We start from the raw sequence: 23,839 nt of genomic DNA on the forward strand, positions 1-23,839 counted from the left end.
CTTTCCTTCTTTATTTCTATATCTAGCGAAGGGCAGGCACCGACGAAACCTCTGGAGATCTATTTATAAGGAAACGCTGGTTGGAAATTGACCTAGAGGCTTGCTTTCTCTAGAATCCCCGGTCTCTTAAAACGGGGGCCATTCCGGCCCGTTGTGGACGAATCAGGTAACACGACAATGAAACGTACTTTCCAACCAAGCACCATCAAACGCGCTCGTACCCACGGTTTCCGTGCTCGCATGGCTACCAAGAACGGTCGTGCCGTCCTGTCGCGTCGTCGCGCCAAAGGTCGTGCGCGTCTGGCAGTTTGATAATCCGGCACTGGAGGTGAGTCAGGACTTCAGTCGGGAAAAGCGTCTGCTTACCCCCCGGCATTTCAAGGCAGTCTTTGACTCCCCTACCGGCAAGGTTCCGGGGAAAAATCTCCTGCTCCTTGCGCGCAACAACGATCTTGATCACCCCCGTCTCGGGCTGGTTATCGGGAAAAAGAGCGTAAAGCTCTCCGTCGAGCGCAATCGCCTCAAACGTCTGATGCGCGAATCGTTCCGTCTGCACCAGGATTCACTGGTCGGCTGGGACATCGTTATCGTCGCGCGCAAAGGTTTGGGTGATGTAGAAAACCCCGAATTGATTCAGCATTTCGGCAAACTCTGGAAGCGTCTGGCACGCAGCAAGCCGGTACCAGCAGTCAAAACCGAAACTGTAGGGGTAGACAGTCCCGATGCGTAAACTGGCACTCGTTCCGATCCAGTTTTATCGCTATGCCATTAGTCCTTTGATGGCCAGTCACTGTCGTTTCTACCCCAGTTGTTCCTGCTACGCGTATGAAGCCATAGAAAATCATGGCCTTCTGCGCGGTGGCTGGCTGGCCTTTCGTCGTTTAGGTCGCTGTCATCCGTGGAATCCCGGTGGTTATGACCCGGTTCCATCTATCCCTACCTCCCGTTCTTCTTCGATGGCCGAGTAATCATGGATATCAAACGCACGATCCTGATCGTCGCCCTGGCAATCGTGTCCTACGTTATGGTTCTTAAATGGAACCAGGACTATGGCCAGGCTGCCCTGCCGACTCAGAATGTTGCTTCCAGTACTACCGCACCGGGCCTACCGGATACGGCGACTGGCAAAAATGCTTCTGTCAGTGACGACATTCCCCGCGCCGCAAGCGATACCAGTGCAACTGCACCTGCTGAAACACCAGTAGCGGCAAGCAAAGACCTCATCCAGATCAAAACGGATGTGCTCGACCTGGCAGTCGATCCACAAGGTGGCGATGTCGCCCAGCTGAAATTGCCGTTGTATCCACGTCGCCAGGACCATCCGGAAATTCCGTTCCAGCTGTTCGATAACGGCGGTGAACTGACTTACCTGGCGCAAAGCGGTCTGATTGGTAGCAACGGCCCGGACGCAAGCCCGGCCGGTCGTCCGGTTTACTCCTCGGAGAAGAAGACTTATCAACTGGCTGACGGTCAGGACCAATTGGTCGTGGACCTGAAGTTCAGCAAGGATGGCGTCAATTACATCAAACGTTTCACCCTGAAACGTGGCCTGTATGACGTAACCGTTTCCTACCTGATCGATAACCAGAGCGCACAACCCTGGTCCGGTGCGATGTTCGCGCAACTGAAGCGTGACGCCAGCGGCGATCCTTCCTCAACCACCGCTACCGGTACCGCGACTTACCTGGGCGCTGCCCTGTGGACAAGTAACGAGCCGTACAAGAAAGTGTCCATGAAGGACATGGACAAGGCGCAGTTGAAGGAAACGGTCAGTGGTGGTTGGGTTGCGTGGTTGCAACATTACTTCGTCACCGCATGGATTCCGGCCAAGGGCGAAAACAACGTCGTCCAGACCCGTAAAGACAGCAAGGGCAACTACATCATCGGTTATACCGGCCCGGCAATGAGCGTCGCGCCAGGTGCAAAAGCCGAAACCAGCGCCGTTCTGTACGCTGGTCCGAAAAGCCAGGCAGTACTCAAAGAGTTGTCCCCAGGTCTGGAACTGACCGTCGACTACGGCATTCTGTGGTTCATCGCCCAGCCAATCTTCTGGTTGCTGGGACACATCCACGCAATCGTCGGTAACTGGGGCTGGTCGATCATTTTCCTGACCATGCTGATCAAGGGGATTTTCTTCCCGCTGTCGGCGGCCAGCTACAAATCCATGGCGCGCATGCGTGCAGTGGCACCGAAACTGGCTGCGCTGAAAGAGCAGCATGGCGACGACCGGCAGAAAATGTCGCAAGCCATGATGGAGCTGTACAAGAAAGAGAAGATCAATCCACTGGGTGGTTGCTTGCCAATCCTCGTGCAGATGCCGGTTTTCCTTTCGCTGTACTGGGTTCTGCTGGAAAGCGTCGAGATGCGCCAGGCGCCGTTCATGCTGTGGATTACCGACCTGTCGATCAAGGATCCGTTCTTCATTCTGCCGATCATCATGGGTGTAACCATGTTTATCCAGCAGCAGTTGAACCCGACTCCTCCGGATCCGATGCAGGCCAAGGTGATGAAGCTGATGCCAATCATCTTCACCTTCTTCTTCCTGTGGTTCCCGGCTGGTCTGGTACTGTACTGGGTAGTGAACAACGTGTTGTCGATCGCCCAACAGTGGTACATCACGCGTAAGATCGAAGCGGCTGTGAAAAAAGCCGAGGCGTAACTTGCTCTGTGGATAACCACTCAAAACGCCCCCTAGTGGGGCGTTTTGCTATCTGTCACTTTTGTCTGGATACCGGTTTATGAGCGTTCCTCGTGAAACCATCGCTGCCGTCGCCACTGCCCAAGGTCGTGGCGGTGTCGGCATCGTCCGTATTTCCGGGCCGCTGGCGAGTGTGGCGGCCAAGGCCTTCAGCGGTCGTGAACTCAAACCCCGATTCGCCCACTACGGCCCCTTTCTCAGTGGAAACGATGAGGTCCTGGACCAAGGCATTGCCCTGTATTTCCCTGGACCGAACTCGTTCACCGGCGAAGATGTGCTGGAACTCCAGGGTCATGGTGGTCCGATTGTTCTGGATATGCTGCTCAAGCGTTGCCTGGAACTGGGCTGCCGACTGGCCCGCCCCGGCGAATTCAGCGAACGCGCCTTCCTCAACGACAAACTCGACCTGGCCCAGGCTGAAGCCATCGCAGACTTGATCGAGGCAAGCTCGGCCCAGGCGGCACGCAATGCACTGCGATCGTTGCAGGGCGCATTTTCCGAACGTGTGCATAACCTCACCGAGCAATTGATTGGCCTGCGGATCTACGTCGAAGCGGCCATCGACTTCCCGGAAGAAGAAATCGACTTCCTTGCCGATGGCCATGTACTGAGCATGCTCGACAAGGTACGTGATGAGTTATCCACCGTATTGCGCGAAGCCGGGCAGGGTGCATTGCTGCGCGATGGCATGACAGTGGTGATCGCCGGGCGACCGAATGCGGGTAAATCCAGCCTGCTGAACGCATTGGCCGGTCGTGAGGCGGCGATCGTCACCGAAATTGCCGGCACCACCCGGGACATTCTTCGCGAACATATCCACATCGATGGCATGCCGCTGCATGTGGTCGATACCGCAGGCTTGCGGGATACCGATGATCAAGTGGAAAAAATCGGCGTTGAACGGGCGTTGAAAGCCATCGGCGAAGCAGATCGGGTATTACTGGTGGTCGATGCCACCGCTCCCGAAGCACTTGATCCATTCGCGTTGTGGCCTGAATTCCTGGAAATCCGTCCGGACCCGGCGAAAGTCACGTTGATCCGTAACAAGGCGGACCTCACCGGCGAAGCCATTGCCCTTGAAGTCAGCGAGGATGGCCACGTCACCATCAGCCTCAGCGCCAAGTCCGCCGGCGATGGCCTGGAACTGCTACGAGACCATCTCAAGGCCTGCATGGGCTATGAACAGACCTCCGAGAGCAGCTTCAGCGCTCGCAGGCGTCACCTCGAAGCGTTGCGCCATGCCAGTGCTTCCCTTGAGCACGGCCGTGCGCAGCTGACATTGGCAGGTGCCGGTGAGCTGCTGGCCGAAGATTTGCGCCAAGCCCAACACGCTTTGGGTGAGATCACTGGTGCTTTCAGCTCCGATGACCTGTTGGGGCGGATTTTCTCCAGCTTCTGCATTGGTAAATAACCAAACATCACTTTGTTACGGAATGATGAAAACCTGTAGGAGCCAAGCTTGCTGGCGATAGCGATCTCAAAGACGCCATCGCCGGTAAGACGGGATCCTACAGGGGTTATGTGCGCGACAGCTAAGTGTCGGAGAGGCGGCGGCTCATATCCACTGTGAAGCATACCATCTATATAGTCACGAAAATTAGGCGCTGTGATATTGGCCAGAGCTTACAGTGCGTTTATTGGCCTGCAATCAGCAAGACCATAACTTAAATCAACTAATTTTTGGTCAGATTAATTGCGATTGAACTCCCATTCAACTTTGCAGGCTATCATTCTATTCCCACGGTTTAACCTTAGTCGCAACTGAACATAGAGGGTAGGAAGCAATGGTACTGACTATCCATTTAAGCCGTGCCACTTGCGGCTCTCCCGCACTGATGATTTTGGCCTAATATATTATTCTGGACTACGTGTTTTTTATCTTCACTAGCGATTCGGCGATGAACGCAAAGTAAAAATGTTCCGAACAGGAACATCTCTACCTCATGAACATAAACTGATTAAACCATTTCCACTGGAAGTCAGCGAGGATCGTCACGTCATCGTCCGAACGTTGAAATAACGCGCGCAAAGTCCTCGCCCCCATCGGTCGGAAAAGAGCTCACCTCTGTCATATCTGACAGTAGTCGTTCGCAGCGATTTCCCCTTCAATGAGCGCTCCATCATAGAGAAAGGAATTGCTCCATGAACACACAATTGCCAAACCCAATACTGACGGCTCCTGCAGTGGTAGTCATACGCGATACCGTCGACCAGGATGACTACCGGGTCAGGCTTGCGTCCTGCGAAGGTTTCCTTCCTCACAAAGGATTGAATGTAACGATTGATGACCCTTGTATGTCGCCAGGCACCGAGCTGGAGCTGCTGCTCGACGATCAGGTCATTGTTCGACACATCGTCACGGCCGCAGAGCTGCATACGCCTTTAACAGTTCAGGTGGGTCCTGAAAATCTTACTAAAGACCTGCATGAATTGAACTATCGAGTGAAGAGAAATAATCAACCATTTCAAACATGCGATCAACCCGCAACAGTTCATATTGTAATAAAATCCATGACCGACCTAGGACTGGACGAGGTGACTTCCCGCTACCGAGGTTCATTTGCACGAATCCATATTAGCTACCCACAAGACGAACAATACGCCTCTCCCCCGACGACACTGGCGAACGAAAAAATAGTGTTGGTCCAAGGTCTCAATAGTCTCGTACTCGATCAGGTTAATCCTTTCTTGCATTTCGTTGCGATAAACAGAAGCGAGATTTGCGCAATAGATACACGTACCGGGACAATTGTTCGACGCCACCAAACTTCATTTAGTGGCGCCAAGATAGGTGGATTGTCCCCAGACGGCGTGTATGCCTATATCCATGATCGCGTTAACAAAAACATACTGAAACTCAACACTGTCACAGGTGAGGCCCATGACATCGCCATCACCATCGACATCCCTAGAGAGATGGTGCTGAGCAAATCCGGTGAACGTCTCTACGTCGCCACCAGTTCGGACCTTGAAGTAATCGATACGCCTAGTCAGGGAGTTATCAGGAGGCTGCCGATTAAAAATATAATAGGCCTCGCTATCCATCCCGACGGTCGGCACCTGTATGTATTCACTTTGATCGGCGAAGGAAGCACCGTTTATACTTGGATTCACGCCTATGACACTCAAAGTTTTGAATGGGTCAGAAGAAATCTGATTAGTGGATTTGTAGAGGGGATAGCCATAAGCCCCGATGGAGCTCGTCTTTATGTGGCTGATGAATGGAACGGTAAAATTTCGCTGATCACTACTGCAAACCACCAAACTATCAAGGTCTCCAAGAGTGTGAGACGCCCCTACCGCTTGGGGGTCAGCGCCGACGGTAGACACGTTTATGTAACTGAAACTGACCAGACCACCATTTGGGTTTTGGATGCCGAAAGTCTGGACATTGTCCGGGTTCTCGAAGGGGGACGATTCTATATAAGGGCCCTGCTTGGGGGACCTGATGACACCATTTTTGCGCTTCATCTATCTGCGGACGTGACGTCAGTTCCTGACGACCACGCTGGTGCCAACCCACGGTTAGATTGATGGATTGACATCCATTCTGTTTTCAAGCGTAAGCGATCTAAAAAGCCCTTCCCTTGTCCACAGACAGGTCACCTCGCCTGTCTGTTACCTCCTTTCCCCGACGCCTCCTCCAGTGCCGAGCAGAGTTTCTTCTGCTTGAGCGGATCTTCTGTGCACGGAATTTGCCCAATTGGCGCTTTCCTGTGGATTAAGCCCTGTGAATAACTGCCACTAAGGGCAGTGGATAACAGCGTCAGAAAACTGGCGGTAACTACCCCTGTGGATAACACTGCGTTTTACTCACAGGCTTATAGCGGTTATCCAAGGGCCTCATTGGCACATGATCACAGGGTTTTGATTCTCTGTACGCATTGAATATAAAGGCCTGTAGTAATCTATCCACAGAAATGCACCTCAGTAGAAATAAACATAAAAACAAAGATTTAATATATTTCTTTCTTTTTAATTTCTGTTAAGCCGACTTTTCCACAGCTGGTTAAATTTTGTGCAAAGGGTTCTTTAGGAAGGGCGAAGTCCCTATACTTGCCGACCAGGTCCAAAAACCTGTGGTCAAACTATTTCTGATTACCTGACTGAAGCAGGCACGAGGTGCGTGGTGGATTTCCCTTCCCGTTTTGAAGTGATCGTCATCGGCGGCGGTCATGCCGGTACCGAGGCAGCACTGGCGTCAGCACGCATGGGGGCAAAAACCCTGTTGCTGACGCATAACGTGGAAACCCTCGGTGCCATGAGTTGCAACCCTGCCATTGGCGGGATCGGCAAAAGCCACTTGGTCAAGGAAATCGATGCCCTCGGCGGCGCGATGGCCATGGCTACCGATAAGGGTGGTATTCAGTTTCGCGTGTTGAACAGCCGCAAAGGCCCGGCCGTGCGAGCGACTCGCGCTCAGGCGGATCGGGTTCTGTACAAGGCCGCTGTCCGCGAAGCCCTGGAAAACCAGCCGAACCTGTGGATATTTCAACAAGCAGCCGATGACCTGATCGTCGAACAGGACCAGGTGCGCGGTGTAGTCACCCAAATGGGTCTGCGTTTCCTCGCCGATTCCGTGGTGTTGACCACTGGCACCTTCCTCGGTGGACTTATCCACATCGGCATGCAGAATTTTTCCGGCGGTCGCGCCGGTGATCCGCCATCGATTGCCCTGGCCCATCGTCTGCGTGAATTGCCGCTGCGTGTCGGTCGCCTGAAAACCGGTACACCACCACGCATCGACGGTCGCTCTGTGGATTTCTCGGTGATGACCGAGCAAGCAGGCGATACACCGATTCCGGTGATGTCGTTCATGGGCTCCAAAGAGCAGCACCCGAAACAGGTCAGCTGCTGGATTACCCATACCAACGCCCGCACCCACGAGATCATCGCCGCGAACCTCGACCGTTCGCCGATGTATTCCGATGCAGGGTCGATCGAAGGCATCGGCCCGCGTTATTGCCCGTCGATCGAAGACAAGATCCACCGCTTTGCCGACAAGGAAAGCCATCAGGTCTTCATCGAACCCGAAGGCCTGACGACCAACGAGCTGTACCCGAACGGAATATCCACATCCCTGCCGTTCGACGTGCAATTGCAGATCGTGCAATCGATCCGTGGCATGGAAAACGCGCACATCGTGCGTCCGGGCTATGCCATCGAGTACGACTACTTCGACCCGCGTGACCTGAAGTACAGCCTGGAAACCAAAGTCATCGGCGGTCTGTTCTTCGCCGGGCAAATCAACGGCACCACCGGTTACGAAGAAGCCGGCGCCCAGGGTTTGCTGGCCGGGGCCAACGCCGCATTGCGTGCCCAGGGCAAAGAGGCCTGGTGCCCGCGTCGCGACGAGGCGTACATCGGGGTATTGGTCGACGACCTGATTACCCTGGGTACTCAGGAACCGTATCGGATGTTTACCTCCCGCGCCGAGTACCGCCTGATCCTGCGCGAAGACAACGCCGACCTGCGCCTGACCGAGAAAGGTCGCGAATTGGGTCTGGTGGATGACGCCCGTTGGGCGGCGTTCTGCACCAAACGCGAAAGCATTGCCCTGGAAGAACAACGCTTGAAAAGTACCTGGGTTCGCCCGGGCACTGAGCAAGGCGATGCAATCTCGGAGAAATTCGGCACGCCTCTGACCCACGAATACAATTTGCTCAACCTGTTGAGCCGTCCGGAAATCGACTACGCTGGTCTGATCGCCGTGACCGGTGGTGGCGCAGAAGATCCACAAGTGGCGGAACAGGTCGAAATCAAGACCAAATACGCCGGTTACATCGATCGGCAGCAGGATGAAATCGCACGCCTGCGGGCCAGTGAAGACACGAAACTGCCTGTGGATATCGATTACACCAACATTTCCGGTCTCTCCAAAGAGATCCAGAGCAAGCTCGGTGCGACCCGTCCAGAGACCCTGGGCCAGGCGTCACGTATTCCGGGCGTTACTCCGGCAGCGATTTCGCTGTTGATGATTCATTTGAAAAAACGCGGCGCTGGCCGTCAGTTGGAGCAAAGCGCTTGAGTTCCTCGGTCACCTCGCAACACGCAGAAGAGTTATCAACAGGTGCTCACCAGCTCGGTGTCACACTGACAGAAACCCAGCACGCGCAGCTGCTGGGTTATCTGGCCCTGTTGATAAAATGGAACAAGGCTTACAACCTGACCGCCGTACGCGATCCGGACGAAATGGTGTCCCGCCACCTGCTCGATAGTCTGAGCGTGATGTCGTTCGTCGAAAACGGCCGCTGGCTGGACGTTGGCAGCGGCGGCGGCATGCCGGGTATTCCGTTGGCCATCCTGTTCCCCGAGTCTTCAGTGACTTGCCTGGACAGCAATGGCAAGAAAACCCGCTTCCTGACCCAGGTCAAACTCGAACTCAAACTGGATAACCTTCAAGTTATCCACAGTCGCGTCGAAGAATTTCAGCCTGCTCAAGCCTTCAACGGGATCATCTCCCGGGCGTTCAGCAGTATGGAGAACTTCAGCAACTGGACTCGCCACCTCGGCGACACGGACACACGTTGGCTGGCAATGAAGGGCGTCCATCCGGCTGATGAGCTGGTAGCATTGCCGGCGGACTTCCACCTCGATAGCGAACACGCCCTGGCCGTACCTGGTTGCCAAGGCCAACGCCATCTGCTGATACTGCGCCGCACGGCATGATTGGGAACACAAGCAAGAATGGCTAAGGTATTCGCGATTGCGAACCAAAAGGGTGGTGTGGGCAAAACCACCACCTGTATCAACCTCGCAGCTTCCCTGGTCGCTACCAAGCGCCGGGTGTTGTTGATCGATCTCGATCCACAGGGCAACGCCACCATGGGTAGCGGTGTGGATAAACACGGCCTGGAAAACTCGGTCTACGACCTGCTGATCGGCGAATGTGATCTGGCTCAGGCCATGCACTACTCCGAGCACGGTGGTTACCAGCTTTTGCCGGCTAACCGCGACCTGACCGCCGCGGAAGTGGTTCTGCTGGAAATGCAGATGAAGGAGAGTCGCCTGCGCAGTGCGTTGGCGCCGATCCGTGAGAACTACGATTACATTCTGATCGATTGCCCGCCGTCGCTGTCGATGCTCACGCTTAACGCCCTGGTCGCTGCCGACGGGGTGATTATCCCCATGCAGTGCGAGTACTTCGCACTCGAAGGCTTGAGCGACCTTGTGGATAACATCAAGCGCATCGCCGAGCTGCTCAACCCGAACCTGAAGGTCGAAGGCCTGTTGCGGACCATGTACGACCCGCGCCTGAGCCTGATGAATGATGTTTCGGCCCAGCTCAAGGAACACTTCGGCGAACAGCTTTACGACACGGTCATTCCGCGCAATATCCGCCTGGCCGAAGCGCCAAGCTATGGCATGCCGGCGCTGGTGTACGACAAGACTTCGCGAGGCGCGATTGCCTATCTGGCATTGGCGGGCGAGATGGTTCGCCGTCAACGCAAAAACTCACGCACCGCCGCCGCTCAGGCAACTTAAGGAATCCCCATGGCCGTCAAGAAACGAGGTCTCGGACGAGGACTGGATGCACTGCTGAGTGGTCCGACTGTCAGTTCGCTTGAAGAACAGGCGGTGCAGGCGGATCTTCGTGAGCTGCAGCACCTGCCCCTGGACCTGATCCAGCGCGGCAAGTACCAGCCACGGCGGGACATGGATCCTCAGGCGCTGGAAGAGCTCGCGCAGTCGATCAAGGCCCAGGGCGTGATGCAGCCGATCGTGGTTCGTCCCATCGGCAGCGGCCGCTACGAAATCATTGCCGGCGAACGCCGCTGGCGCGCCAGTCAGCAAGCCGGCCAGGAAACCATCCCGGCGATGGTTCGCGATGTACCGGATGAAACCGCGATCGCCATGGCGCTGATCGAGAACATCCAGCGCGAAGACCTCAATCCGATCGAAGAAGCGGTAGCCTTGCAGCGTTTGCAGCAGGAATTCCAGCTGACTCAGCAACAGGTTGCCGAAGCGGTGGGCAAATCCCGCGTGACCGTGGCCAACCTGCTACGCTTGATCGCGTTGCCGGAAGTCATCAAAACCATGCTGTCCCACGGCGACCTGGAAATGGGTCATGCCCGCGCTTTGCTCGGTTTACCGGAGAATCAACAGGTTGAGGGGGCGCGACACGTTGTCGCACGAGGGCTGACCGTACGCCAGACTGAAGCACTGGTTCGCCAGTGGTTGAATGGCAAACCGGAGCCTGCTGAACCGGTAAAGCCGGACCCGGATATCGCCCGACTCGAACAGCGTCTGGCCGAGCGCTTGGGCTCTGCGGTGCAGATCCGGCACGGGAAAAAGGGGAAGGGGCAGTTGGTGATCGGTTACAACTCCCTCGATGAGCTTCAAGGTGTGCTTGCACACATTCGCTGAAACATTTCCTCATGTAGCGTGCAGGTGGAAATCACTACCTGACAGTTGAATAGGGGCAGAACCGCCCCTATACTCTGCGCGCATTTTGTCGGCACAAATTATGCCAGGTTATTGAGTTCTGGCAGCCGATCATTGGGGAGCAAATACGATGGAAAGCCGCACGCCAAACCGCTTGCCGTTCCATCGCCTGGCAGTTTTTCCGGTCTTACTGGCTCAATTTGTCGTTTTGGTACTGGCCGCTTTGGCGCTTTGGTACTGGCATGGAGTCGTAGCCGGGTACTCGGGACTTTGCGGAGGCCTGATAGCCTTGCTGCCCAATGTTTATTTCGCTCACAGGGCATTTCGGTTTTCCGGCGCCCGAGCAGCTCAAGCCATCGTCCGGTCTTTTTATGCCGGCGAGGCGGGCAAACTGATTTTGACGGCAGTGCTCTTTGCATTGACGTTCGCAGGAGTGAAGCCATTGGCGCCGCTAGCTGTATTCGGCGTCTTCGTGTTGACCCAACTGGTCAGCTGGTTCGCGCCCCTGCTGATGAGAACAAGACTTTCGAGACCTTAGGGCGTTTGAGGCAACCATGGCAGAGACAACCGCTTCGGGCTATATCCAGCACCACTTGCAGAACCTGACCTTCGGGCAGCTACCTAACGGCGGCTGGGGTTTTGCCCACACCGCAGCAGAGGCCAAGGAAATGGGCTTCTGGGCTTTCCACGTCGATACCCTCGGCTGGTCGGTCGCGTTGGGTCTGATCTTCGTTCTTCTTTTCCGCATGGCGGCAAAGAAAGCGACTTCCGGTCAGCCTGGTGCTTTGCAGAACTTCGTTGAAGTATTGGTCGAATTCGTCGATGGCAGCGTGAAAGACAGCTTCCATGGCCGTAGCCCGGTGATTGCACCGCTGGCACTGACCATCTTCGTCTGGGTCTTCCTGATGAACGCCGTCGACCTGATTCCGGTTGACTGGATTCCTCAAGTGGCCATGGCGATCTCCGGCGATCCGCACATTCCGTTCCGCGCCGTATCGACCACTGACCCGAACGCTACCCTGGGCATGGCCCTGTCGGTGTTCGCGTTGATCATTTTCTACAGCATCAAGGTCAAGGGCATCGGCGGTTTCATCGGCGAATTGACCCTGCACCCGTTCGGCAGCAAGAACATTTTCGTTCAAGCCCTGCTGATTCCGGTGAACTTCCTGCTGGAGTTCGTGACGCTGATCGCCAAGCCTATCTCCCTGGCACTGCGTCTGTTCGGCAACATGTACGCCGGCGAGCTGGTCTTCATTCTGATTGCTGTGATGTTCGGCAGCGGTCTGCTCTGGCTTAGCGGCCTGGGCATTGTTCTGCAGTGGGCGTGGGCTGTGTTCCACATCCTGATCATCACCCTGCAGGCGTTTATCTTCATGATGTTGACCATCGTCTATCTGTCGATGGCGCACGAAGAGAACCATTAAGACCAGTCTCGACTGGTCTGATGTCCCACCCGGTCAAACGGGTGGGTGCCCGAACAGGGCTATGAAACGATTTGTTTTACCGCTTTAAAATCTAAAAAACCTAAACCATACGACGTAAAAGTCGGGAGGAAAGATGGAAACTGTAGTTGGTCTAACCGCTATCGCTGTTGCACTGTTGATCGGCCTGGGCGCACTGGGTACCGCAATTGGTTTCGGCCTGTTGGGCGGCAAGTTCCTGGAAGGCGCCGCGCGTCAGCCAGAAATGGTTCCAATGCTGCAAGTCAAAATGTTCATCGTTGCCGGTCTGCTCGACGCCGTAACCATGATCGGTGTTGGTATCGCTCTGTTCTTCACCTTCGCGAACCCATTCGTTGGTCAACTCGCTGGCTAATCACTCGAATCGTCGAGTGATTGGTGTGTTGTGCAACGAACGAGCGAGGTGTTGGCGTGAACATTAATGCAACCCTGATTGGCCAGTCCGTTGCGTTCTTAATTTTTGTACTTTTTTGCATGAAGTTCGTATGGCCTCCGGTCATCGCGGCTTTGCACGAACGTCAGAAGAAGATCGCGGATGGACTGGACGCTGCCGCCCGAGCAGCTCGCGACCTGGAGTTGGCCCAAGATAAAGCGGGTCAGCAACTGCGCGAAGCGAAAGCTCAGGCAGCGGAAATCATTGAGCAAGCCAAGAAACGCGGTAACCAGATCGTTGAAGAGGCTGTTGAAAAAGCCCGTATCGACGCTGACCGTGTGAAGGTTCAGGCTCAGGCCGAGATCGAGCAGGAACTGAACAGTGTCAAAGACGCGCTGCGTGCCCAACTGGGTGCGCTGGCCGTTGGCGGCGCCGAGAAGATCCTGGGTGCCACAATCGATCAAAACGCGCACGCGGAGCTGGTAAACAAACTGGCTGCTGAAATTTAAGCGAGGGCGATCATGGCAGAATTGACCACGTTGGCCCGACCTTACGCTAAGGCAGCCTTCGAGCACGCCCAGGCCCACCAGCAACTGGCCTCTTGGTCAGCCATGCTCGGCCTGGCTGCAGCAGTGTCGCAAGACGACACCATGCAGCGCGTGCTCAAGGCCCCGCGACTGACGAGCGCAGACAAGGCCGCCACGTTTATTGACGTGTGCGGCGACAAGTTTGATGCCAAGGCACAGAACTTCATCAACGTCGTTGCCGAAAACGACCGTCTCCCGCTGTTGCCGGAGATCGCCGCTCTGTTCGACCTGTACAAGGCCGAACAAGAGAAATCGGTAGACGTTGAAGTGACCAGTGCTTTTGCATTGAACCAAGAACAGCAAGACAAACTCGCCAAGGTTCTCAGTGCACGACTCAACCGGGAAGTGCGCCTGCAAGTTGCGGAGGATGCCGCCCTTATTGGTGGTGTCATCATTCGCGCCGGCGACCTGGTAATCGATGGTTCGATTCGCGGCAAACTCGCGAATCTGGCCGAAGCATTGAAATCTTGAGTTTGAAGGGGCAGCAGAGCAATGCAGCAACTCAATCCTTCCGAAATAAGTGAAATTATCAAGGGCCGCATCGACAAGCTCGATGTGACCTCCCAAGCCCGTAACGAAGGCACAGTCGTCAGCGTATCTGACGGTATCGTGCGGATTCACGGTCTGGCCGACGTCATGTACGGCGAGATGATCGAGTTTCCGGGCGGCGTCTTCGGTATGGCTCTCAACCTGGAGCAAGACTCCGTAGGTGCCGTTGTATTGGGCGCTTACCAGTCTCTGGCTGAAGGCATGAGCGCCAAGTGCACCGGCCGCATCCTCGAAGTTCCTGTTGGTAAGGAACTGCTGGGTCGCGTAGTCGACGCACTGGGTAACCCTGTTGATGGCAAAGGTCCGCTGAACAACACCTTGACCGATGCGGTCGAGAAAGTTGCTCCAGGCGTGATCTGGCGTAAGTCGGTAGACCAGCCTGTACAGACTGGCTACAAGGCTGTCGATGCCATGATCCCTGTCGGCCGTGGCCAGCGTGAGCTGATCATCGGTGACCGTCAGATCGGTAAAACCGCTCTGGCGATCGACGCGATCATCAACCAGAAGAACAGCGGCATTTACTGCGTCTACGTAGCGATCGGTCAGAAGCAATCGACCATCGCCAACGTGGTTCGCAAGCTGGAAGAAAACGGCGCCCTGGCCAACACGATCATCGTGGCTGCCAGTGCTTCGGAATCTCCTGCGCTGCAGTTCCTGGCACCGTACTCCGGTTGCACCATGGGTGAATTCTTCCGCGACCGCGGTGAAGACGCGCTGATCGTTTATGACGATCTGTCCAAGCAAGCAGTGGCTTACCGCCAGATTTCCCTGCTGCTGCGCCGTCCACCAGGCCGTGAAGCTTACCCAGGCGACGTGTTCTATCTCCACTCCCGTCTGCTGGAGCGCGCATCCCGCGTTTCGGAAGAATACGTAGAGAAGTTCACCAACGGCGCAGTGACCGGCAAAACCGGTTCCCTGACCGCACTGCCGATCATCGAAACCCAGGCTGGCGACGTTTCCGCGTTCGTTCCGACCAACGTGATTTCCATCACCGACGGTCAGATCTTCCTGGAATCGGCCATGTTCAACTCCGGGATCCGTCCTGCTGTGAACGCCGGTGTTTCGGTATCCCGTGTGGGTGGTGCCGCTCAGACCAAGATCATCAAGAAGCTCTCCGGTGGTATCCGTACCGCTCTGGCTCAGTACCGTGAACTGGCGGCATTCGCCCAGTTCGCTTCTGACCTGGACGAAGCGACCCGTAAGCAACTTGAGCATGGTCAGCGCGTTACCGAGCTGATGAAGCAGAAGCAATACGCACCAATGTCGATCGCTGACATGGCGCTGTCGCTGTATGCCGCTGAGCGTGGGTTCCTGACTGACGTTGAAATCGCCAAGATCGGCAGCTTCGAACAAGCGCTGATTGCTTTCTTCAACCGCGATCACGCCGAATTGATGGCGAAGATCAACGTGAAGGGTGACTTCAATGACGAAATCGACGCTGGCATGAAAGCCGGTATCGTGAAGTTCAAGGCCACCCAAACCTGGTAAGCCGCAGCGGGAGTCGCAAGGCTCCCGCTTGCTAACCTGATAGGTGTTACATGGCAGGCGCAAAAGAGATTCGCAGTAAGATTGCGAGCATCAAAAGCACGCAAAAGATTACCAGCGCCATGGAAAAAGTGGCGGTCAGTAAAATGCGCAAGGCACAAATGCGCATGGCTGCTAGCCGTCCTTACGCGGAGCGCATCCGCCAGGTTATTGGCCATCTGGCCAACGCGAACCCGGAATATCGCCACCCGTTCATGATCGACCGTGAAGTAAAGCGCGTCGGTTACGTCGTGGTGAGCAGTGACCGTGGTCTGTGTGGTGGCTTGAACACCAACCTGTTCAAGGCCCTGGTCAAGGACATGGCGGTAAACCGCGAAAACGGCGTCGAGATCGATCTGTGTGTCGTTGGTAGCAAGGGTGCGGCTTTCTTCCGCAACTTCGGCGGTAACGTCGTAGCAGCTATCAGCCACCTGGGTGAAGAGCCGTCGATCAATGATTTGATCGGCAGCGTCAAGGTGATGCTGGACGCTTACCTGGACGGCCGTATTGACCGCCTGTCCGTGGTGTCCAACAAGTTCATCAACACCATGACGCAACAGCCTACCGTGGAGCAGTTGATTCCACTGGTGGCAACCCCGGAACAGGAACTCAAGCACCACTGGGATTATCTGTACGAACCGGATGCCAAAGAGCTGCTTGACGGCTTGATGGTCCGCTACGTGGAGTCGCAGGTCTACCAGGCGGTGGTCGAGAACAACGCGGCTGAACAAGCTGCGCGGATGATCGCGATGAAGAACGCTACCGACAACGCCGGTGATTTGATCAGCGATTTGCAGCTGGTCTACAACAAGGCGCGTCAGGCTGCGATCACCCAAGAGATCTCGGAAATCGTCGGCGGCGCTGCCGCGGTTTAACGGTTCAAATATTCAGAGGATCCAGCTATGAGTAGCGGACGTATCGTTCAAATCATCGGCGCCGTTATCGACGTGGAATTTCCACGCGACAGCGTACCGAGCATCTACAACGCGCTGACAGTTCAAAGCGCGGCCGGGACCACCCTGGAAGTTCAGCAACAGCTGGGCGACGGCGTGGTTCGCACCATTGCGATGGGTTCCACCGAAGGCTTGAAGCGCGGTCTGGACGTCATCGACTCCGGCGCAGCCATCTCCGTACCAGTCGGTAAAGCGACCCTGGGCCGGATCATGGACGTTCTGGGCAACCCGATCGACGAAGCTGGCCCGATCGACACCGAAGAGCGCTGGGGCATTCACCGTCCTGCGCCATCCTTCGCTGAACAAGCGGGCGGCAACGACCTGCTGGAAACCGGCATCAAGGTTATCGACCTGGTTTGCCCGTTCGCCAAGGGTGGTAAAGTCGGTCTGTTCGGTGGTGCCGGTGTAGGCAAAACCGTAAACATGATGGAACTGATCCGTAACATCGCCATCGAGCACAGCGGTTATTCCGTGTTCGCCGGTGTGGGTGAGCGTACTCGTGAGGGTAACGACTTCTACCACGAGATGAAGGATTCCAACGTTCTGGACAAAGTGGCACTGGTTTACGGTCAGATGAACGAGCCGCCGGGTAACCGTCTGCGCGTAGCACTGACCGGCCTGACCATGGCCGAGAAGTTCCGTGACGAAGGTAACGACGTTCTGCTGTTCGTCGACAACATCTATCGTTACACCCTGGCCGGTACTGAAGTATCCGCACTGCTGGGCCGTATGCCTTCGGCAGTAGGTTACCAGCCGACCCTGGCTGAAGAGATGGGCGTTCTGCAAGAACGTATCACTTCGACCAAGGAAGGCTCGATCACTTCGATCCAAGCGGTATACGTACCTGCGGATGACTTGACCGACCCATCGCCAGCGACCACCTTCGCCCACTTGGACGCCACCGTCGTTCTGTCCCGTGACATCGCTTCCCTGGGTATCTACCCGGCGGTCGATCCACTCGACTCGACTTCGCGCCAGCTGGACCCGAACGTGATCGGCCAGGACCACTACGATACCGCTCGCGGTGTACAGTACGTTCTGCAGCGTTACAAAGAACTGAAGGACATCATTGCGATCCTGGGTATGGACGAGCTGTCGGAAGCCGACAAGCAGTTGGTAAACCGTGCTCGTAAGATCCAGCGTTTCTTGTCGCAGCCGTTCTTCGTGGCTGAAGTCTTCACCGGTGCTTCGGGTAAATACGTTTCCCTGAAAGACACCATTGCTGGCTTCAAAGGCATCCTCAACGGTGACTACGACCACCTGCCAGAACAAGCGTTCTACATGGTCGGCGGCATCGAAGAAGCGATCGAGAAAGCCAAGAAACTGTAATCCCGGCGCCCGGCAACGGGCGCTCATTTAGGTTGAGGCAATCAGATGGCTATGACAGTCCATTGCGATATCGTCAGCGCGGAAGGAGAAATCTTTTCCGGTCTGGTCGAGATGGTGATTGCGCACGGTGCACTGGGTGATCTTGGTATCGCCCTGGGCCACGCGCCGCTGATCACTAATCTGAAGCCAGGCCCGATCCGCCTGATCAAGCAGGGCGGGGAAGAGGAGGTGTATTACATCTCCGGCGGTTTCCTCGAGGTTCAGCCGAACATGGTCAAGGTTCTTGCCGACACCGTGCAACGGGCTGCCGACCTGGACGAAGCCTCCGCTCAGGAAGCCGTCAAGGCTGCCGAGAAGGCCTTGCATGACCGTGGTGCAGAATTCGATTACGGTTCTGCTGCTGCTCGACTGGCCGAGGCTGCAGCTCAGCTGCGCACCGTCCAGCAGATCCGCAAGAAGTTCGGCCATTAAGGCAGCGCTTGTTGTGTGATTGATAAAAAAGGGTAGCCTCGGCTACCCTTTTTTCTTTTCCGATATTCATCACGTTGGTCGCATCCGCTGACCACCCAGGATTGGTAGCCAGTCATGTCTCTAGAAATCGTTATCCTCGCTGCCGGTCAAGGCACTCGCATGCGTTCGGCGTTGCCAAAGGTTCTGCACCCGATTGCCGGCAATTCGATGCTCGGCCATGTTATCCACAGCGCCCGGCAACTTGATCCGCAGCGCATCCACGTCGTGATCGGCCATGGCGCTGAAGCGGTGCGTGAACGCCTGGCCGCCGATGATTTGAATTTCGTCCTTCAGGACAAACAGCTCGGCACCGGCCATGCCGTGGCTCAGGCCGTACCGTTCATCGAATCCGACACTGTTCTGATTCTTTACGGTGATGTGCCGCTGATTGAGGTCGAAACACTTCAGCGCCTGCTCAAGAAAGTAGCCCCTCAACAGCTGGGCTTGCTCACCGTTGAACTGGAGGATCCTACCGGTTACGGCCGTATCATCCGCGATGCCGCTGGCAAGGTGACGGCCATCGTCGAGCAGAAAGATGCCAACGAAGCCGAGCGAGCGATCACCGAAGGCAACACCGGCATCCTGGCCCTGCCTTTCGCAAAACTGGGCGCCTGGATGAGCCGTCTCTCGAATAACAATGCCCAGGGCGAGTACTACCTGACCGACGTGATCGCCATGGCAGTCAGCGATGGTCTCGTGGTGGCTACCGAACAGCCTCACGACGCGATGGAAGTGCAGGGTGCCAACGATCGCAAGCAGCTCTCCGAGCTTGAGCGTCACTATCAATTGCGCGCGGGTCGCCGTTTGATGGCTCAGGGTGTGACGCTGCGAGACCCGGCACGTTTCGATGTGCGCGGTGAAGTGACCGTCGGTCGCGACGTGCTGATCGATATCAACGTGATCCTTGAAGGCAAGGTCGTCATCGAAGACGACGTCGTGATCGGTCCGAACTGCGTGATCAAGGACAGTACCCTGCGCAAAGGCGCTGTGATCAAGGCCAACAGCCATATCGAAGGCGCTATTCTTGGTGAAGGCAGCGATGCCGGTCCGTTCGCTCGTCTTCGTCCAGGTACGGTGCTGGAGGCACGGGCCCATGTGGGTAACTTTGTCGAGCTGAAAAATGCTCATCTGGGTGAAGGCGCCAAGGCGGGTCATTTGACTTACCTGGGCGATGCCGAGGTCGGCGCGCGCACTAATATCGGCGCGGGCACCATCACCTGCAACTATGACGGCGCCAATAAGTGGAAAACCGTATTGGGCGAGGATGTGTTCATCGGTTCCAATAACTCGTTGGTGGCGCCTGTGGATATCTCTACCGGTGCAACCACGGCGGCCGGTTCGACCATTACGCAGGATGTGGATAACGCGCAACTGGCTGTGGGTAGAGCGCGCCAAAAGAATATCGACGGCTGGAAGCGGCCGGAGAAGATCAAGAAGAGCTGAGTTATCCACAGCGCTTCGTGGCGGTCTTGAGATCGCCTTCGCGGGCAAGCCGGTGCGCCACCGGCTCGCTCTTGCAGGCTTGGTTATCCACATCCAGTTTTGGATATCCACATGCAGGTTATCCACACAATGTGTGTACGGCCCTGGTCTGCAGGACGAGGCTTGCCACGAAGCTTTTTATCCACAGGCACTTTTATCCACAGATCGTTCCATCGTTTTCCGCTTGACGAGGTTTCACTTATAGGTTTTGATTGCTTCCGTTATCTTTCGAATCGAAACTTACCAAATCATGTCGAAGCGCAATACACCTCAACGCCGTCATAACATCCTCGCCTTGCTCAATGAGCAGGGCGAAGTCACTGTGGATGAGCTGGCCAAACGCTTCGAAACGTCGGAAGTTACGATACGCAAGGATCTGGCGGCGCTCGAAAGCAATGGGCTGCTGCTGCGCCGTTATGGCGGCGCCGTCACCATGCCTCAGGAATTGGTCGCCGATATCGGTCAACCGATTTCCAGATACAAGCAGGCAATCGCTCGCGCCGCCGTTTTGCGGATTCGCGAGCATGCGCGAATCATCATCGACAGCGGCAGCACGACGGCGGCAATGATTCCGGAACTCGGCCAACAACCGGGCCTGGTGGTGATGACCAATTCGCTGCATGTCGCCAATGCCTTGAGCGAACTCGAACACGAGCCGGTGCTGTTGATGACCGGTGGTACCTGGGACCCGCATTCCGAATCCTTTCAGGGGCAGGTTGCCGAACAGGTACTACGCTCTTACGACTTCGACCAGTTATTCATCGGGGCCGATGGCATTGACCTGGTGCGCGGCACGACTACTTTTAACGAATTGCTGGGACTGAGCCGGGTCATGGCGGAGGTCGCCCGTGAAGTGGTGGTGATGGTGGAGGCTGACAAGATCGGTCGCAAGATTCCCAACCTGGAGCTGCCATGGAGCAGCATCCATACCCTAATTACCGATGATCGACTGCCACTCGAGGCACGGGATCAGATTCAGGCCCGCGGTATCACTTTGATCTGCGCGGCTGCCAGTCAGGAGAAATAGCATGTGTGGAATTGTCGGCGCAGTCGCAGAACGTAACATTACCGCCATTTTGCTCGAAGGCCTCAAACGCCTGGAATACCGTGGTTATGACAGTGCCGGTGTGGCGGTCTTCACTAACAACGAGACCCTTGAGCGCACGCGTCGCCCGGGTAAGGTCAGTGAGTTGGAACAGGCCCTCGAAAGCGAACCGCTGATCGGTCGGCTGGGCATCGCCCACACTCGCTGGGCTACTCACGGTGCGCCTTGCGAACGTAACGCTCACCCGCATTTCTCTGGTGATCTGGCGGTGGTGCACAACGGCATCATCGAAAACCACGAAGCTTTGCGCGAACAACTCAAAGACTTGGGTTACGTCTTTACCTCGGACACCGACACCGAAGTCATCGCCCACCTGCTGGCGCACAAGCTCAAGGACTTGCGCGATCTGACCGTGGCTCTCAAGGCGACTGTCAAAGAGCTGCATGGCGCTTATGGCCTGGCGGTGATCAGTGCCCGGCAACCGGATCGTCTGGTCGCAGCCCGTAGCGGCAGCCCGTTGGTGATCGGTCTGGGCATGGGGGAAAACTTCCTGGCCTCCGACCAATTGGCACTGCGTCAGGTCACGGATCGATTCATGTACCTTGAAGAAGGTGATATCGCCGAAATTCGCCGCGAGAGCGTGCAGATCTGGGACGTTAACGGCCAGGTCGTCGAGCGCGAATCCGTGCAGTATCGTGACGGAGCAGAAGCCGCCGACAAGGGCGAATTCCGCCATTACATGCTCAAGGAAATCCATGAGCAACCGGCCGTGGTGCAGCGCACCCTGGAAGGTCGCCTGAGTCAGAACCAGGTGTTGGTCGAGGCGTTTGGCCCACAGGCAGCCGAGCTGTTCGCCAAAGTGCGTAATGTGCAGATCGTCGCATGCGGTACCAGCTACCACGCCGGCATGGTTGCCCGCTACTGGCTCGAAGAGCTGGCGGGTATCCCTTGCCAGGTCGAAGTCGCCAGCGAATTCCGTTATCGCAAGGTAGTGGTGCAGGCTGACACCTTGTTCGTGACCATTTCCCAGTCCGGTGAAACCGCCGACACCCTGGCCGCTCTGCGCAACGCCAAAGAGCTGGGCTACCTGGCGAGCCTGGCGATCTGCAACGTCGGTATCAGCTCGTTGGTACGTGAATCGGACCTGACACTGTTGACCCAGGCCGGTCGCGAAATCGGCGTGGCCTCCACCAAAGCCTTCACCACTCAGTTGGTAGGCTTGTTGTTGCTGACCCTGTCCCTGGGCCAGGTTCGCGGCACGCTGGCCAATGGCGTCGAGGCCACCCTGGTCGAAGAGTTACGTCGCCTGCCGGCCCGCCTGGAAAAAGCCCTGGCCATGGACAGCATTGTGGAGAAAGTGGCCGAGTTGTTCGCCGAGAAGAACCACACCCTGTTCCTCGGTCGTGGCGCGCAATTCCCGGTGGCAATGGAAGGAGCCCTCAAGCTCAAGGAAATTTCCTATATCCATGCCGAAGCCTATCCGGCCGGCGAGCTGAAACACGGTCCGTTGGCGCTTGTGGATAACGACATGCCGGTAGTCACCGTAGCTCCGAACAACGAACTGCTGGAGAAGTTGAAATCCAACCTCCAGGAAGTTCGCGCCCGTGGTGGCGAGTTGATCGTCTTCGCAGACGAAGAGGCCGGCATGACCAATGGCGAAGGCACTCACGTGGTGCATATGCCGCACATCCACAACATCCTGTCGCCAATCCTCTATACCATCCCACTGCAGTTGCTCTCGTACTACGTGGCGGTATTGAAAGGCACTGACGTCGATCAGCCACGCAACCTGGCGAAGTCGGTGACGGTGGAATAAGTTATCCACAAGTCGCGGTAGAGCAAAAAAGATCGCACTTTTCGCAGCGCCCACAGGAAACACACCTGTTGGAGCTGTCGAAGGCTGCGATCTTTTGATTTTAAAAGGACATGTCCTATGGACCGATTCCAGGAAATGCAGGTCTTTGCCGCTGTCGCCCAGGATCAGGGCTTCTCGGCGGCGGCGCGGCGTTTGGGCATGTCGGCCGCCAGCGTCACCCGAGCGGTGGCTGCGCTGGAGAAACGCATTGGCACGCTGTTGCTCACCCGCACGACGCGTAGCGTACATTTGAGCGAGGCCGGTCAGCGTTATCTGGAAGACTGTCGCAGAATTCTCGCCGAGGTGCAGGAAGCCGAGGACTCGGCGGCAGGCAGCCACGCCCAGCCTCGTGGGCAATTGACGATCACCGCGCCGGTGTTGTTTGGTGAGCTGTTTGTCACGCCATTGATGGTGGAATATCTGACCCGGTTTCCTGAAGTCAGCATCAATGGCTTGCTGGTCGACCGGGTGGTGAGCATGGTCGAGGAGGGCGTTGATGTCGCCGTGCGCATCGGTGAGTTACCCGACAGTAATCAGCACGCGATTCGCGTGGGTGAAGTGCGGAGAGTGATTTGCGGTTCGCCACAGTTTCTGACGGCCCATGGTCGACCTCGACATCCTCACGATCTGGCTCAGGCGCCGGTTATTGCAACGTCCGCTATCGGTCAGCTGAGAAGCTGGCCTTTTCTTGACGCAGGTGAACCCCTGAGTGTTCGTCCGGAACCGCGGCTAGTGGTGACGGCGAACCAGGCGGCCATTATTGCGGCGTGTCTGGGTTTGGGTTTCACCCGGGTCTTGTCTTATCAGGTCGCGAGCAAAGTCGCGGCGGGTGAGTTGGAAATCGTCTTGGCGGATTTTGAACTGCCGCCATTGCCGATCCATGTGGTGTACCAGGGTGGACGCAACGCCCCGGCGCGGATTCGCAGTTTCGTGGATTTTGCAGTGAGCGCGTTGCGGGAGCATCCGGCCTTGCAAAGCTGATTCATTATTGCTCTGGTTGAAATAATGGATTGTGTTTGCTGGTTATTCTGTTGTTTTGGTCCCGAGGGCAAGATAGCGGTCATCGCCACTGATCTTTCCTGAAGAGCG

Annotated in this window: 23 protein-coding genes; all 23 read left to right on the forward strand. The window is 56.2% G+C overall.

All coding sequences use genetic code 11. From position 1 onward, the window contains the following. The first annotated feature begins 177 nt into the window (after window positions 1-177). The 23 genes from rpmH (at window position 178) to F8N80_RS09045 (ending at window position 23,731) form a co-directional block, all read left to right on the forward strand. Window positions 178-312, forward strand: a complete 135-nt coding sequence (rpmH, locus tag F8N80_RS08930; protein ID WP_003213577.1) for a 50S ribosomal protein L34 — start codon at window positions 178-180, stop codon at window positions 310-312. A 16-nt stretch (window positions 313-328) separates the two neighbouring features. Continuing rightward, window positions 329-730: a ribonuclease P protein component gene (rnpA, locus tag F8N80_RS08935; RefSeq protein ID WP_208492426.1), complete on the forward strand. Its 402-nt coding sequence runs from the start codon at window positions 329-331 to the stop codon at window positions 728-730. After that, complete coding sequence (yidD, locus tag F8N80_RS08940; protein ID WP_074872215.1) at window positions 723-968, forward strand: membrane protein insertion efficiency factor YidD; 246 nt, start codon at window positions 723-725, stop codon at window positions 966-968. The genes rnpA and yidD overlap by 8 nt, the downstream gene beginning before the upstream one ends. Window positions 969-970: 2 nt before the next feature. Next, entirely contained in the window at window positions 971-2,659 is a 1,689-nt protein-coding gene (gene yidC / locus F8N80_RS08945; RefSeq protein WP_150746245.1) for a membrane protein insertase YidC, read from the forward strand. A gap of 79 nt (window positions 2,660-2,738) precedes the next feature. Beyond that, the gene (mnmE, locus tag F8N80_RS08950; RefSeq protein ID WP_150783710.1) at window positions 2,739-4,109 is read left to right on the forward strand and encodes a tRNA uridine-5-carboxymethylaminomethyl(34) synthesis GTPase MnmE; all 1,371 of its coding nucleotides are present in this window, start codon (window positions 2,739-2,741) and stop codon (window positions 4,107-4,109) included. A gap of 731 nt (window positions 4,110-4,840) precedes the next feature. After that, entirely contained in the window at window positions 4,841-6,232 is a 1,392-nt protein-coding gene (locus tag F8N80_RS08955) for a YncE family protein (protein ID WP_150783711.1), read from the forward strand. Window positions 6,233-6,827: 595 nt separating this feature from the next. Then, window positions 6,828-8,726, forward strand: coding sequence for a tRNA uridine-5-carboxymethylaminomethyl(34) synthesis enzyme MnmG (mnmG, locus tag F8N80_RS08965; protein ID WP_150783712.1), 1,899 nt, complete (start codon window positions 6,828-6,830; stop codon window positions 8,724-8,726). Continuing rightward, window positions 8,723-9,367, forward strand: a complete 645-nt coding sequence (gene rsmG, locus F8N80_RS08970) for a 16S rRNA (guanine(527)-N(7))-methyltransferase RsmG (RefSeq protein WP_150783713.1) — start codon at window positions 8,723-8,725, stop codon at window positions 9,365-9,367. The genes mnmG and rsmG overlap by 4 nt, the downstream gene beginning before the upstream one ends. 18 nt (window positions 9,368-9,385) lie before the next feature. Then, complete coding sequence (locus tag F8N80_RS08975) at window positions 9,386-10,183, forward strand: ParA family protein (RefSeq protein ID WP_128874600.1); 798 nt, start codon at window positions 9,386-9,388, stop codon at window positions 10,181-10,183. A 9-nt stretch (window positions 10,184-10,192) separates the two neighbouring features. Continuing rightward, window positions 10,193-11,065 carry a ParB/RepB/Spo0J family partition protein gene (locus F8N80_RS08980; RefSeq protein ID WP_150746240.1) on the forward strand — a complete coding sequence of 291 codons (873 nt, stop codon included), beginning with the start codon at window positions 10,193-10,195 and terminating at the stop codon, window positions 11,063-11,065. A gap of 148 nt (window positions 11,066-11,213) precedes the next feature. After that, window positions 11,214-11,621, forward strand: a complete 408-nt coding sequence (locus F8N80_RS08985) for a F0F1 ATP synthase subunit I (protein ID WP_007948092.1) — start codon at window positions 11,214-11,216, stop codon at window positions 11,619-11,621. A gap of 16 nt (window positions 11,622-11,637) precedes the next feature. Then, window positions 11,638-12,507 (forward strand): F0F1 ATP synthase subunit A, encoded by an 870-nt coding sequence (gene atpB, locus F8N80_RS08990; protein ID WP_150783714.1) that lies wholly within the window; start codon window positions 11,638-11,640, stop codon window positions 12,505-12,507. Between the two features lie 133 nt (window positions 12,508-12,640). Next, entirely contained in the window at window positions 12,641-12,898 is a 258-nt protein-coding gene (gene atpE / locus F8N80_RS08995) for a F0F1 ATP synthase subunit C (protein ID WP_002555987.1), read from the forward strand. A gap of 56 nt (window positions 12,899-12,954) precedes the next feature. Next, on the forward strand, window positions 12,955-13,425 hold the full coding sequence (locus tag F8N80_RS09000) for a F0F1 ATP synthase subunit B (protein WP_007903028.1): 471 nt from the start codon (window positions 12,955-12,957) through the stop codon (window positions 13,423-13,425). A gap of 12 nt (window positions 13,426-13,437) precedes the next feature. Continuing rightward, entirely contained in the window at window positions 13,438-13,974 is a 537-nt protein-coding gene (locus F8N80_RS09005; RefSeq protein WP_150746238.1) for a F0F1 ATP synthase subunit delta, read from the forward strand. Between the two features lie 21 nt (window positions 13,975-13,995). Beyond that, window positions 13,996-15,540: a F0F1 ATP synthase subunit alpha gene (atpA, locus tag F8N80_RS09010; protein WP_150746237.1), complete on the forward strand. Its 1,545-nt coding sequence runs from the start codon at window positions 13,996-13,998 to the stop codon at window positions 15,538-15,540. Between the two features lie 50 nt (window positions 15,541-15,590). Next, window positions 15,591-16,451, forward strand: a complete 861-nt coding sequence (atpG, locus tag F8N80_RS09015; protein WP_045061245.1) for a F0F1 ATP synthase subunit gamma — start codon at window positions 15,591-15,593, stop codon at window positions 16,449-16,451. A 27-nt stretch (window positions 16,452-16,478) separates the two neighbouring features. Then, on the forward strand, window positions 16,479-17,858 hold the full coding sequence (atpD, locus tag F8N80_RS09020) for a F0F1 ATP synthase subunit beta (RefSeq protein ID WP_038980433.1): 1,380 nt from the start codon (window positions 16,479-16,481) through the stop codon (window positions 17,856-17,858). Between the two features lie 45 nt (window positions 17,859-17,903). Next, a complete protein-coding gene (locus F8N80_RS09025) occupies window positions 17,904-18,329 on the forward strand; it encodes a F0F1 ATP synthase subunit epsilon (protein ID WP_150746236.1) in 426 nt (141 codons plus the stop codon). Between the two features lie 114 nt (window positions 18,330-18,443). Continuing rightward, complete coding sequence (glmU, locus tag F8N80_RS09030; RefSeq protein ID WP_150783715.1) at window positions 18,444-19,811, forward strand: bifunctional UDP-N-acetylglucosamine diphosphorylase/glucosamine-1-phosphate N-acetyltransferase GlmU; 1,368 nt, start codon at window positions 18,444-18,446, stop codon at window positions 19,809-19,811. 286 nt (window positions 19,812-20,097) lie between these two features. Further along, window positions 20,098-20,877 (forward strand): DeoR/GlpR family DNA-binding transcription regulator, encoded by a 780-nt coding sequence (locus F8N80_RS09035; RefSeq protein ID WP_191632894.1) that lies wholly within the window; start codon window positions 20,098-20,100, stop codon window positions 20,875-20,877. Between the two features lies 1 nt (window position 20,878). Then, complete coding sequence (glmS, locus tag F8N80_RS09040) at window positions 20,879-22,711, forward strand: glutamine--fructose-6-phosphate transaminase (isomerizing) (RefSeq protein WP_150746233.1); 1,833 nt, start codon at window positions 20,879-20,881, stop codon at window positions 22,709-22,711. Between the two features lie 117 nt (window positions 22,712-22,828). Next, entirely contained in the window at window positions 22,829-23,731 is a 903-nt protein-coding gene (locus F8N80_RS09045) for a LysR family transcriptional regulator (RefSeq protein ID WP_150783716.1), read from the forward strand. The last annotated feature ends 108 nt before the right edge of the window (window positions 23,732-23,839 follow it).

It is taken from the genome of Pseudomonas fluorescens, from assembly GCF_902497995.1.
Lineage (GTDB): Bacteria > Pseudomonadota > Gammaproteobacteria > Pseudomonadales > Pseudomonadaceae > Aquipseudomonas > Aquipseudomonas fluorescens_BK.

What these genes read in the sequence shown, in the direction of transcription:
- F8N80_RS08980 (WP_150746240.1), top strand. Translation starts at nt 10,193, where the DNA reads ATGGCCGTCAAGAAACGAGGTCTCGGACGAGGACTGGATGCACTGCTG.
- atpA (WP_150746237.1), top strand. Translation starts at nt 13,996, where the DNA reads ATGCAGCAACTCAATCCTTCCGAAATAAGTGAAATTATCAAGGGCCGC.
- atpB (WP_150783714.1), top strand. Translation starts at nt 11,638, where the DNA reads ATGGCAGAGACAACCGCTTCGGGCTATATCCAGCACCACTTGCAGAAC.
- F8N80_RS08975 (WP_128874600.1), top strand. Translation starts at nt 9,386, where the DNA reads ATGGCTAAGGTATTCGCGATTGCGAACCAAAAGGGTGGTGTGGGCAAA.
- atpD (WP_038980433.1), top strand. Translation starts at nt 16,479, where the DNA reads ATGAGTAGCGGACGTATCGTTCAAATCATCGGCGCCGTTATCGACGTG.
- F8N80_RS09005 (WP_150746238.1), top strand. Translation starts at nt 13,438, where the DNA reads ATGGCAGAATTGACCACGTTGGCCCGACCTTACGCTAAGGCAGCCTTC.
- yidD (WP_074872215.1), top strand. Translation starts at nt 723, where the DNA reads ATGCGTAAACTGGCACTCGTTCCGATCCAGTTTTATCGCTATGCCATT.
- mnmE (WP_150783710.1), top strand. Translation starts at nt 2,739, where the DNA reads ATGAGCGTTCCTCGTGAAACCATCGCTGCCGTCGCCACTGCCCAAGGT.
- F8N80_RS09025 (WP_150746236.1), top strand. Translation starts at nt 17,904, where the DNA reads ATGGCTATGACAGTCCATTGCGATATCGTCAGCGCGGAAGGAGAAATC.
- glmU (WP_150783715.1), top strand. Translation starts at nt 18,444, where the DNA reads ATGTCTCTAGAAATCGTTATCCTCGCTGCCGGTCAAGGCACTCGCATG.
- F8N80_RS08955 (WP_150783711.1), top strand. Translation starts at nt 4,841, where the DNA reads ATGAACACACAATTGCCAAACCCAATACTGACGGCTCCTGCAGTGGTA.
- F8N80_RS09045 (WP_150783716.1), top strand. Translation starts at nt 22,829, where the DNA reads ATGGACCGATTCCAGGAAATGCAGGTCTTTGCCGCTGTCGCCCAGGAT.
- rpmH (WP_003213577.1), top strand. Translation starts at nt 178, where the DNA reads ATGAAACGTACTTTCCAACCAAGCACCATCAAACGCGCTCGTACCCAC.
- yidC (WP_150746245.1), top strand. Translation starts at nt 971, where the DNA reads ATGGATATCAAACGCACGATCCTGATCGTCGCCCTGGCAATCGTGTCC.
- atpE (WP_002555987.1), top strand. Translation starts at nt 12,641, where the DNA reads ATGGAAACTGTAGTTGGTCTAACCGCTATCGCTGTTGCACTGTTGATC.
- atpG (WP_045061245.1), top strand. Translation starts at nt 15,591, where the DNA reads ATGGCAGGCGCAAAAGAGATTCGCAGTAAGATTGCGAGCATCAAAAGC.
- glmS (WP_150746233.1), top strand. Translation starts at nt 20,879, where the DNA reads ATGTGTGGAATTGTCGGCGCAGTCGCAGAACGTAACATTACCGCCATT.
- F8N80_RS08985 (WP_007948092.1), top strand. Translation starts at nt 11,214, where the DNA reads ATGGAAAGCCGCACGCCAAACCGCTTGCCGTTCCATCGCCTGGCAGTT.